The 10,552-nt window shown below is 64.6% G+C and carries 10 protein-coding genes; 6 read left to right on the top strand and 4 right to left on the bottom strand.

Annotated features, from left to right (window positions below; translation table 11 throughout):
• Positions 1-10: 10 nt before the first annotated feature.
• The 3 genes from ACLGGT_RS17930 to mdoH form a co-directional block, all read right to left on the bottom strand.
• Entirely contained in the window at positions 11-1,261 is a 1,251-nt protein-coding gene (locus ACLGGT_RS17930) for a sarcosine oxidase subunit beta family protein (RefSeq protein WP_081506237.1), read from the bottom strand.
• Positions 1,262-1,374: 113 nt separating this feature from the next.
• Entirely contained in the window at positions 1,375-1,977 is a 603-nt protein-coding gene (locus ACLGGT_RS17925) for a YceI family protein (protein WP_008281095.1), read from the bottom strand.
• A gap of 15 nt (positions 1,978-1,992) precedes the next feature.
• Complete coding sequence (gene mdoH / locus ACLGGT_RS17920) at positions 1,993-3,783, bottom strand: glucans biosynthesis glucosyltransferase MdoH (protein WP_237183512.1); 1,791 nt, start codon at positions 3,781-3,783, stop codon at positions 1,993-1,995.
• A gap of 164 nt (positions 3,784-3,947) precedes the next feature.
• Here mdoH and ACLGGT_RS17915 point away from each other — a divergent pair, with 164 nt between their 5' ends.
• From ACLGGT_RS17915 to ACLGGT_RS17895, 5 genes are all read left to right on the top strand, one after another.
• Positions 3,948-4,343: a 6-pyruvoyl trahydropterin synthase family protein gene (locus ACLGGT_RS17915; RefSeq protein WP_008281093.1), complete on the top strand. Its 396-nt coding sequence runs from the start codon at positions 3,948-3,950 to the stop codon at positions 4,341-4,343.
• Position 4,344: 1 nt separating this feature from the next.
• Positions 4,345-5,118 carry a class I SAM-dependent methyltransferase gene (locus ACLGGT_RS17910; RefSeq protein ID WP_437197084.1) on the top strand — a complete coding sequence of 258 codons (774 nt, stop codon included), beginning with the start codon at positions 4,345-4,347 and terminating at the stop codon, positions 5,116-5,118.
• A gap of 110 nt (positions 5,119-5,228) precedes the next feature.
• Positions 5,229-6,047, top strand: a complete 819-nt coding sequence (locus ACLGGT_RS17905) for a RibD family protein (protein ID WP_437197083.1) — start codon at positions 5,229-5,231, stop codon at positions 6,045-6,047.
• Between the two features lie 5 nt (positions 6,048-6,052).
• Entirely contained in the window at positions 6,053-7,018 is a 966-nt protein-coding gene (locus ACLGGT_RS17900) for a zinc-dependent alcohol dehydrogenase (protein WP_437197081.1), read from the top strand.
• Positions 7,008-8,060, top strand: coding sequence for a glycosyltransferase family 4 protein (locus ACLGGT_RS17895; protein ID WP_437197080.1), 1,053 nt, complete (start codon positions 7,008-7,010; stop codon positions 8,058-8,060). Before ACLGGT_RS17900 ends, ACLGGT_RS17895 begins: the two co-directional genes overlap by 11 nt.
• On the opposite strand, the gene ACLGGT_RS17890 is transcribed toward ACLGGT_RS17895, so the two are convergent.
• Positions 8,057-9,064: a GlxA family transcriptional regulator gene (locus ACLGGT_RS17890; protein WP_008281088.1), complete on the bottom strand. Its 1,008-nt coding sequence runs from the start codon at positions 9,062-9,064 to the stop codon at positions 8,057-8,059. The two genes, ACLGGT_RS17895 and ACLGGT_RS17890, sit on opposite strands and share 4 nt — an antisense overlap.
• Before the next feature lie 148 nt (positions 9,065-9,212).
• On the opposite strand from ACLGGT_RS17890, the gene ACLGGT_RS17885 reads away from it, so the two are divergent.
• A complete protein-coding gene (locus ACLGGT_RS17885; protein ID WP_437197079.1) occupies positions 9,213-10,448 on the top strand; it encodes an N-acetylmuramoyl-L-alanine amidase in 1,236 nt (411 codons plus the stop codon).
• Positions 10,449-10,552: the final 104 nt, after the last annotated feature.

Here is a 10,552-nt window from a genome sequence, read left to right as displayed (position 1 = left end):
GCGGTCTCCCTCAATGCAGGTTGGGCTGGTTGCCCATGCCTTTTTCGTCGATCATCAGCCCTTTGGCGAAGCGATCGAAGCGATAGGCGGTGGCGGTGGGATGGGGCGTGTCGGTGGCGAGCAAATGGGCATAGACAAAGCCCGAGGCGGGCGTTGCCTTGAACCCGCCATAGCACCAGCCGCCGTTGAAATAGAGCCCCTTAATGTGGGTGTGGTCGATGATGGGCGAGCCGTCCATGCTCATGTCCATGATGCCGCCCCACATGCGCAGGAGCCGCGCGCGCCCGATCATCGGAAAGATCGCCATGCCGCCTTCGCAGACATCCTCGACCACGGGCAGGTTGCCGCGTTGGGCGTAGGAATTGTAGCCGTCGATGTCGCCGCCGAACACAAGCCCGCCCTTGTCGGATTGGCTACAATAGAAATGGCCTGCGCCAAAGGTGATGACGCCGGGCAGCACGGGTTTGAGGCCCTCTGACACAAAGGCCTGCAACACATGGCTTTCAATCGGCAGGCGCATGCCCGCGTGGGACATGAGGCGCGAGGACGAGCCGGCAACGCAAGCGCCGACCTTTTTGGCACCGATGAAGCCGCGCGAGGTTTCAACGCCAAGGCATGTGCCGTTCTCGATGCGGAAACCCGTGACTTCGCAATTCTGGATGATGTCCACGCCGCGCTGATCGGCGGCGCGGGCATAGCCCCATGCCACCGCATCATGGCGCACGGTGCCGCCGCGATGCTGCGCCAAGCCGCCTTTGATCGGGAAGCGGGCGTCATTCACGTTGAGGAAAGGGTAGCGCGCGACGATCTGCGCGGTGCTGAGCAGGTCGGCATCGGCCCCGTTCAGCATCATCGCATTGCCGCGCCGAATGAAGGCGTCGCGCTGTGCGTCGGTGTGAATGAGGTTCAGGATGCCACGCTGACTGACCATGGCGTTGTAGTTCAGGTCTTGCTCCAGCCCCTCCCAGAGCTTGAGCGAGAATTCATAGAAGGGTTCATTCCCATCAAGCAGGTAGTTGGAACGGATGATGGTGGTGTTGCGGCCCACGTTGCCGCCGCCGATCCAGCCCTTTTCCAGCACGGCGATGCGCGCCTGCTTGAATTCCTTGGCCAGATAATAGGCCGTCGCCAGCCCATGCCCGCCTCCGCCTATGATGACGTAATCATAGGACGCCTGCGGCGTGGCATCACGCCAAGCGGGGCCCCAGCCCCGGTGGCCGGTGAGGGCCTCTTTGATGACCTTGAATCCTGAATAGCGCATTGTATCCGACTCCTTTGCCCCAATTTCGGGCAAAAAGGGCCGCTATGGTATATCGAATTCGGTCAAAGCCGGTCACAAATCGGACTCTGTGACAAATTGATTGCGCGCGATGCCTAGTCGGCGCGGATCGCTTCGAATTCGAGGATGATCCCGACAGCATCGCCCACGAACTCGGGCAGGGCATAGGTGCTGCCGAAATCGCTGCGCAGGATTTCGGCAGTGGCAGAGATGCCAAGCGTCTCTTTGCCGTGGCAGCAGGGGTAGACCGCGCGTTTGTTCAGGGTCACGTCGAGGGTCACGGGCTGGGTCACGCCGCGAATGGTCAGATCACCCGTTACGGTGCCGGTTGTTTCAGAGGTGGGCGTGCTGTCGGTGGCGGTGAAGGTGATCATCGGATGGCCGCCCGCATCCAGAAAATCAGGCGAACGGACATGTTCGTCCCGCTTTTCGTGGTCTGTGTTGACGCTTGCGGCACCGATGCGGGCGGTCACCTCGCCCAGTTCCTGCGTCTCGGGGTCATAGACAAAGCTGCCCTCGATGTCGGAAAAGCGGCCCAAGACCTTGGCATAGCCTGCGTGCATGATGGTGAAGGCCACCACCGTATGTTCGGGGTCGATTGTCCATGTGGCGGGGGCGGCCTGAGCGGGATGTGCCAAGCCAAGCGCGAGGGTGGTGCAGAGTGTGGTGCCAAAAGCGGTCAGTCTGAAAGCGGTCATGCGGTCTCTCCCATGTCAGGCGGTGTTGGCGTGGAGGGGGGCGGATTGCAGCGCGGGGCGGCGATCTTCGGGGATGTCAAACAGGCCGGTGGCCTGCGACCAGCGGCTGGGGCGGGGCAGGGTCGACAGCACCGCCACCGGGATCGAGAGGAGAAGCGCCAGCAGCACCGGCGCGCCAAAGATCAGCGCCCAAGGGGCCTGAATCCAGAACCACAGGCAAAGCGCGCCGCCAAGCAGGGTTTGCGGCCAGAGCACGCGCGCGGCCTCATGCCATTCGAGCCGGTCGCGGCTGCGTTGTTGCGCGCTCCAACCGATGCGCTGGCCAAACACGAGCCCGATGGCGAATTGTGTGAGCGCCACAGCCACCACAGGCGAGGTGAGCATGGAAAACACAATCTCTGCGAGGCCGCCCAAAAGGACACGCGCGCGCCCACCATAGGCCGCAGAGCGCGCGGAAGAGCAGAGCACCTGTGCAAGCCCCATGAGTTTTGGGCTGAGGCTGAGCGTCATGAGCACGGCAAAGAGTGTCAGACCGGCGGCGGCGGGAATGGCGTTGATCTGGTCTGCTGTGCCTGCGAGGGCGGCACCGATCAGAATAAAGGCAATCCATGCCGGGGCGCTGATATACATGAGGATAGCCAGCCCCAGTTGCAGGCGGCTCACAGGTTTCAGGCCGGGCATCGAGAGCAGTTTGAAGTATTGCATGTTGCCATTCATCCAGCGGAGTTCGCGGCGGATGAAATCCACGAGGCTGGGCGGATTTTCCTCATAGCTTTCGGATTCTTCGGCCAGAACGCGCACCTCATAGCCCGCGCGACGCATGAGCACCGCCTCGACCTGATCGTGGCTGAGGATCGCGCCGGAAAGCGGCCCGCGCCCCTTGAGGACCGGCAGCATACATTGTTCGCGGAAGGGGGTGGTGCGGATCACGATGTTATGGCCCCAGTTGGGGCCGCAATCGCCCTGCCACCAAGCAGAGCCAAGCGTGTAAGAGCGCATGCCGTGGCGCATGCCGAACTGGAAGGCGCGGGTAAAGAGGCTGCGCGCGGGCAGGCCGGTGACAAGGCTTTGCAACATGCCGATTTCAGGGCTGACCTGCATGACGCGGATCAGGCGAAAGACCGTATCGGCGCCCATTTCGCTATCGGCGTCGAGCGGCAGGAAAAGATCGCTGGCACCTTCGGGGCTGTGCAGGAACTCGGCGATATTGCCCGCCTTGTAGCCGGTATTGTCGGTGCGGCGGCGGTAGTGGATCGCGGCTGTGGGCCGTGCGCTGCGCCATTGCGCGATGCGCGCCTCTTCCTTGAGCGCGACATGGGCGTCATCGGTATCGCTGAGCACGTGGTAGGAGAAGCGCCCGGCATAGGGGCTACAGGCGATTTCCTCTTCCAGACGCCGCAGGCGGGCGATGGAGGCGTCCGGGTCTTCGTTGCGCAGGGGCATGACGACGGCGACGCGGGCGGTGATGGCCTCATCCCCGCGAATGCGCGACAGGGCCGGGGTGACATGGGCGGCGGCCCCCGCACCGTGGCGCAAATCAAGCAGCAGGCCAAGGATGCTGTTCCAGAGGCCGATCGAAAGCCAGGGAAGCGTGAGCAGGAAGGCGGTGAGCATCGCGCCTTCGGCCCAAGTGATGCCTAGCGGCAAAAAGAGTGCGAGCATCGCGGAAAAGAGCGCCGCGACCGTCACCACATTGAGCGCCAGCACGAGGCGGCGGCGGGTGGCGAGCGCGGGCGCGCGGCGCAGGCGCGGCGCGAGCGGCGTCACGTCGGGGGAGGTCGGGCGGCTTGGGGTCAACTCTGTCACGGTCACTCTCTCGATGCGGTTTCGCTGCACACAGTTATGGCGGCGCGTCGGCAGGTCCAATGAATTTCTCGGGTGCGCGCGGTGTTTCGCCGATTTGGTCCTGAGGCTTGACGCAATCAAGGTGCGTGTTAGGTCTCGGCTGCCATTCAAAGAAGGAAAGTTCCATGTTTGCCGTCGAAGTTCGCGATCACATCATGATCGCCCATTCCCTGCCCAATCCGGTGTTCGGCCCTGCGCAGGGGGTGCATGGTGCGACCTTCGTGGTCGACGCCGCGTTTTACACCGAAGATATTGATGCGCACGGGCTGGTTGTGGACATTGGCCTTGCCTCTGACGCTCTGGCGCGGGTGTTGGCCCCGTTGCGCTATGGCAATCTGGATGACAAGCCAGAATTCAAAGGCAAGTTCACCACCACCGAATTTTTGTGTCATCACATTTGGACCGGCCTGCGTGACATTGCCCGGTCCGAGGGGTTGGGCGATGCGGGGCGGTTGCGGCGCATCCGAGTGAAGCTGCATGAAAGCCATATGGCGCGCGGCTGGTACGAGGCGGATATCTGAGATGGGGTTTGCCCCCGAATGGCTGGCGCTGCGGGAACCGGCGGACAGGGCGGCGCGGGATGCGGCGCTGTTGGGTCGGGCGGTGGCGCTGGCCGATGGGGCGGTGCTTGATCTGGGGTGCGGCACGGGATCGACCCTGCGCGCCTTTGCCGGAGAGCGGGTGACGGGCGCGGGCTGGCGGCTGTTTGATCATGACGCGGATTTGTTGGCGCGGGCCGCAGCCTGGCATCCTGAGGCGGTGATCCATCAGGGGGATCTGGCCAGGGTGGAGGATCTGCCGCTTGAAGGTGTAGGTTTGGTGACCGCGTCGGCGCTGTTTGATCTGGTGTCGCGGGCGTGGGTCGAGCGATTTGCAGCACGGTTGGCGGGGGCTGGCACTGCGCTTTATGCGGCGCTGAGCTATGACGGGGTGATGCGCTGGCATCCCGAAGACCCTGATGACGCGATCGTGACGACGCGTTTCAACGCCCACCAGAGGGGCGACAAGGGCTTTGGTCCGGCGCTTGGGCCCGAGGCGGCAAAGGTGACGGCGGCGGTCTTTGAGGCGCTCGGCTATGAGGTGCATTATGCACCGAGCCCGTGGCGGCTGGGGCCGCAAGATGCGGAAATGCAGCGTCTTTTGCTGGCGGGCATTGCGCAGGCGGCAGGCGAGGCGGAATTCGCCGGGGCCGAGGCATGGCATGGGCGGCGCGCGCAAGTTCTTGCCGATGGTTGGGCCGAAATCGGCCATATTGACCTTTTGGCACTGCCGCCGGGGCTGGTTCAGCGGGCATGACATTTTTGAAAAGCCGTCTATCTCTGATATGCACACGATAAAGGCGCGCCCGAGTGGCGCGTGTTCAACCATGGCGAAACGCCGAGACGTAATGCAAAACGGAGACCCGGATGCAAAGTGCTGATGTCACCCCCAAGGTCTGGGAGCATATTTTGGCTGCGCGCGCGGGGCAGGCGTGTTTATGCTGTGGAGACTGGGCACCGGGCGAGCGTGCGGCGATGGCGCTCTATGGCTCGATGATGGCCGCGCCCGGCACGCCGCAGGTCGTGGCACAGATCGGACAATCACTGGATGGTCGGGTGGCTACGGTCACGGGGGACGCGGCGGATGTTTCGGGGCCGGATGGGTTGGCGCATCTGCACCGGATGCGGGCGCTGGTGGATGCGGTGATCGTGGGGGTCAAGACGGCGTTGCATGACAACCCGCGCCTGACGGTGCGGCTTGTGTCGGGGCAAAACCCGGCGCGGGTGGTGATTGATCCCTCGGGGCGGCTGCCCAATGACGCGCGGCTATTCGCAGAGGATGGCACGCGGCGCATCGTCATCCAGGAGGTGGACAAGTCCCGTCCCGCCGGTGTCGAGGTCATTCAATTGCCGCGGAGTGACTGGATTTCACCCCCCGCCATTGTAAGCGCCCTGCGCAAGGTGGGCCTGCATCATTTGATGGTTGAAGGTGGGGCGATCACTATTGCGCGATTCATCGAGGCAGATTTGCTGGCGCGTCTGCATGTGGCGGTGGCGCCGCTCTTGATCGGGGCGGGACCGCAAGGATTGACGACGCGGCCCGTGGCACGGTTGGCGCAGGCGCGGCGGCCGGAAACGCAGGTTTATGGGTTGGGCACGGATGTGCTTTTTGATTGCGTCATGGGCGCGCGGGTGGCGGCAGAGGTCTGGCCCCACGCGCGCCAACCCGCTGTGCGGCTGGGGTGAGCGGCGTGTCTGAGGGCGCGCGCGCGCTTTGGATTGTGGCACCGGGGCAGGTGGAGGTGCGGCCTGTCACGGTTGCGCCCGGCGCGGATGAGGTTGTGATCGAAACGCTATACACCGGCATCAGCCGGGGGACCGAGCGGCTGGTCTTGGACGGCCGGGTGCCCGAGAGCGAGCATGGCACCATGCGCGCGCCCTTGCAGGAGGGAGATTTTCCCTATCCGGTCAAATATGGGTACTGCGCCGTGGGGCGCGTGACCGCCGGGGCCGCGGCGGGGCAGGTGGTGTTCGTGCTGCATCCGCATCAGACGCGGTTTGCCTGTCCTGCACCGATGGCGGTGCCAGTGCCCGAGGGCGTGCCGCCGGGGCGTGCGGTGCTGGCGGCCAATATGGAAACCGCGCTCAATATCCTGTGGGATGCGCAGATCGCTGCCGGGGACCGGGTGGCGGTTGTGGGTGCGGGCACGGTGGGGGCGTTGGTTGGATATCTTGCAGCGCGGGTGCCGGGCACAGAGGTGACCTTGATTGATCGCGACGCGGCGCGGGGGCCTTTGGCTGAGGCGTTTGGCTGTGGCTTTGCGGCACCGGAGCAGGCGGAGGACCGCGCGGATGTGGTGATCCATGCGACGGCCAGCGCGGCGGGATTGGCCACAGCGATCCGACTTGCCGGGATTGAGGCGCGGGTGGTTGAGGCCAGTTGGTATGGCAGCGGCGATATTCCCGTGGCGCTTGGCGGGGCATTTCATCAGCGGCGGTTGCAGGTCGTCTCGTCGCAGGTGGGGCGAATTCCGGCGAGCCATGCGGCGCGGTGGGATTACCGGCGGCGGATGGAGGTTGCGCTGCGACTGCTGGCCGATCCGGTGCTGGATGTGTTGATTTCGGGGGAAACGCGGTTTGATGATCTGCCGCGCGCCTATGCGGGGATCTTGGCGGCGGCGGGGACGCTGTGCCATCGGGTGCGCTATGGCGACTGAAGACGGGCGCGACATCGCCTTTGCCGTGCCCGGTGATCCGGGGTTGACGACGGGCGGCTATCTTTATGATCGGCGGTTGGGAGAGGCGCTGGTTGCGCGGGGTCTCAGGCTGCGGCATCTGCGGCTGGGCGATAGTTTTCCGCATCCCGATGCGCGGGATATGGCGGATGCCTTGGCGCAGCTTTCGGCGTTGCCGCGTGATTGCCCGGCCTTGGTGGATGGGCTGGCTTATGGTGCGCTGGACCCTGAGGGGGCGGCGCGTTTGGCGGCACCCATGGTGGCGCTGGTGCATCATCCGCTGGCGCTGGAGCCGGGGTTGAGTGCGGCGCAGGCTGCAGATATGGCGGCGCGCGAGCGGGCCAATCTGGGCCGGGCGCGGCATATCGTGGTGACGAGCGGGCATATCGCAGGCCTTTTGCGCGAGGCCTATGGTGTGGCCCCAGAGCGGATCAGCGTGGCGCGACCGGGGTTTGTGGCACCGCGTGCCAACGCAATGCCCGATGTGCCGCCACTGATCCTGTCGGTGGGATTGCTCGCGCGGCGCAAGGGGCATGATGTGCTGTTGCGGGCCTTGGCGCGGATTGCCGATCTGGACTGGCGGGCAGTGATTGTCGGGCGCTTGCATGAGCCCGAGACGGTCGCAGAGTTGCAGGGGCTGCGCGATGCCTTGGGGCTGGTGGAGCGGGTCGAGATTGCGGGGGAGGTATCGCAATCGGATCTGGACGCGCTTTATGGGCGGGCGACGGTCTTTGCACTGGCGACGCGCTATGAAGGTTATGGCATCGTGTTTGACGAGGCGATGGGCCACGGGTTGCCGATCGTGAGCACGCAGGCGGGGGCGGTGCCAGATACCGTAGCCGCCGGTGCGGGAATTTTGGTGCGCCCCGAGGATGACGCGGCCTTTGCAGAGGCGCTGAGGCGGATGCTGAGCGAGCCTGCGTTGCGGGCGGGTTGTGCCTGCGCGGCGCGGAAGGCGGCGCAGGGTTTGGGCGATTGGGCGGCGGCGGCAGAGGTTGTGGCGGCGGCGCTTAACCGCCCTTAGACATCGGCGGAATAGTCGAGCACGCGTTCGCGGTGTTTGCCGCGCATATCCGAGGGCGTGACACCGTAGAATTTCTTGAAGGCGGTGGCGAGTGTGCCGGTCGAGCCAAAGCCGGTGGCGGTGGCGATGTCGATCAGCGGCAATTTCGTGCTCTGGATCAGGTGATGGGCACGGCGCACGCGCAATTGCTTGTAATAATGCCCCGGTGAGGTTTCAAATACCGCGCGAAAGCGGCGTTCGAGACAGCGTTGCGAAGTGTCCACCTCATCGGCGATTTCCGCGATGGAGAGTGGATCGGTCAGATTGTCCTCCATGATGGCGAGCGCGTCTGACACGGCCTTGTCGTAGAATTTGTGAAACGCTTCGGGGGCGAAGGGCTGAGTGCTGGAGCTGGTGCGGATTTCCGGCAAGAGCAGGTGGCGGCCAATCTCGGTGATGTCGGACACGGGCAGATCACGGGCCAGAAGGCCAATCACAAGCTCTGCTGTGGCGCCGCGTCCCGCGGCCGTGATGATGCCGTTGGAAAATTCTGACAGGTTTTCCGTAAGGCGCGGTTGATCTTGGGTCTCGCGCAGCACCACGGCATCGGCCCAATGGGTTGTAACCGCGCCCGTCTCGATCTGGGTGCGGGCGATGAAGGTGGTGGAGGCATCCGCCAAGAGGATCACCGAGCGCCCGAGCCGCCGCATGCTGCGGATGCGGGCCATCCAGACGGCGGGATCGGCGGTTTTCGACGCGATGACAATCAGGAAATCGGCCATGCAGTGATCGGGGATCACCGGCTCTGCGCGCACGAGACAAACGCCGTTACCCTGAACGAGCCCCGGTCGGTCCGAGATGATCCGCCAGCCAAAATGCGCGGAGCCATGCACCATATTGGCGGTTTGCAGGGTGTGGATGACCGACGCAAGTTCGAGATCGCAGAATTTTCGCTGCACAAAGATTTCAAAGAGAACCTTTGGGTCCTCATGGGTGACAACGGGGCGTGGCGTCTGGTTGGTCATGGCGATTCTATAGACTGGAACGTGCGGGATAAAAACCTCGATTGAATGCGCGGCAGGATCAAGCGCTTGTTACAGGTGGGACATCGGGGCTGTTGCGCGGGGCGGTGCTCGTGTATTCTGCGCGGGAGAACGAACCGGGAAACGGCGTATGAGCAGGATCATTGGCATAGGGCTAGCGCTTGCGCTGGTGATGGGCGGCGCGGCTGTGCGGGCGCAGGAGAGCGTGTTTAGCGGTTTGGCGCGGCTGGAGGCGAACGCCAGCAGCATTACGGACAGCCGCCGCGGGGTGGAGGTGACCTTGAGCCTGTCGCAGGGAGTGCCCTATCGCGTCTATACGCTTGATGCGCCGCCGCGTCTGGTGCTTGATTTTCAAGAGGTGGATTGGCAGGGCATCGGGGCTGAGGATCTGATCGCTGGCGCGCGCGTCAAAGGCTTGCGGCTGGGACAGATTCGGCCGGGCTGGTCGCGCATGGTGGCCGATCTGGACGCGCCTTATCCGCTGGAGCAGGCGGGGTTGGAGATTGACCGCGTGAGCGGGCGGGCGACGTTGAAGGTTGCCCTTGGGGCGGCGGATTCCGAGCGGTTTGCCGCCACTGCGGGCACGCCTGCGTTGCCCGGCTGGGACCTGCCCGATCCCAAGGATGCGCTGGCGGCGGTGCCGGTGGGGGTGCCGGGCGAGGGGCCGCTGGTGGTGGTCCTTGATCCGGGCCATGGCGGCATTGATCCCGGAGCCCAAGAGGGAGAGCTGACCGAAAAGGCGCTGATGCTGCAGTTTGCGCAGGAATTGCGCGATGAATTGCTGCGCGCTGGCGGATTTGAGGTGGTGCTGACGCGCGAGCGTGACGAATTCGTGAGCCTTGAGCGGCGGGTCGCCCTAGCGCATTGGGCCGGGGCGGATGTGTTCTTGTCGCTGCATGCGGATGCGCTGTCGGGGGCGCAGGCGCGGGGGCTGTCGGTTTATACCCTGTCCGAGAGCGCCTCGGACAAGGCGAGTGCGGCGCTTGCCGAACGGCACAATCGTGCCGATATGCTGGCGGGTGTGGACCTGAGCGGTAAGGATGATGTGGTGGCAGATGTGCTGATGGATCTGGCGCGGGTCGAGACGCAGCCGCGCACCGCGCATCTGGCCCAAGCCTTGATCGAGAGCTTTGCCGCGCATGAGCTGCCGCTGTTGTCGCGCCCCCTGCGGGAGGCAGGGTTTTCGGTGCTGAAAGCCCCTGATATTCCATCTGTTTTGATCGAATTGGGGTTTCTGTCGAGCCCGCGTGATCTGGCGCGGTTGCGCGATGAGGAAGGGCGGGCCCGGATCGCCGCAGCGCTGCGCGCGGCGCTGACTGCCTGGCGCGACGCTGATGCGGCGCGCGCGGGATTGGTGCGGCAATGAGGGGGGCGCGCAGCGATACCCGGCGGACAGTGACGCGACGCTTGGCCCATTCCCTTTTGACCCTGAGGCCCACTAGGCCTATACCCGGCGCAGCAAGCATGCGG

Origin of the sequence: Roseovarius sp. MS2, from assembly GCF_051447875.1 — a bacterium.
Classification (GTDB): Bacteria; Pseudomonadota; Alphaproteobacteria; order Rhodobacterales; family Rhodobacteraceae; genus Roseovarius; species Roseovarius mucosus_A.
This window is presented reverse-complemented; position numbering and strand designations above follow the sequence as displayed.

Coding starts and splice junctions, on each gene's coding strand:
- ACLGGT_RS17910 (WP_437197084.1), top strand. CDS start 4,345: ATGGGGTTTGCCCCCGAATGGCTGGCGCTGCGGGAACCGGCGGACAGG.
- ACLGGT_RS17890 (WP_008281088.1), bottom strand. CDS start 9,064: ATGACCAACCAGACGCCACGCCCCGTTGTCACCCATGAGGACCCAAAG.
- ACLGGT_RS17925 (WP_008281095.1), bottom strand. CDS start 1,977: ATGACCGCTTTCAGACTGACCGCTTTTGGCACCACACTCTGCACCACC.
- ACLGGT_RS17885 (WP_437197079.1), top strand. CDS start 9,213: ATGAGCAGGATCATTGGCATAGGGCTAGCGCTTGCGCTGGTGATGGGC.
- ACLGGT_RS17930 (WP_081506237.1), bottom strand. CDS start 1,261: ATGCGCTATTCAGGATTCAAGGTCATCAAAGAGGCCCTCACCGGCCAC.
- ACLGGT_RS17905 (WP_437197083.1), top strand. CDS start 5,229: ATGCAAAGTGCTGATGTCACCCCCAAGGTCTGGGAGCATATTTTGGCT.
- ACLGGT_RS17895 (WP_437197080.1), top strand. CDS start 7,008: ATGGCGACTGAAGACGGGCGCGACATCGCCTTTGCCGTGCCCGGTGAT.
- ACLGGT_RS17915 (WP_008281093.1), top strand. CDS start 3,948: ATGTTTGCCGTCGAAGTTCGCGATCACATCATGATCGCCCATTCCCTG.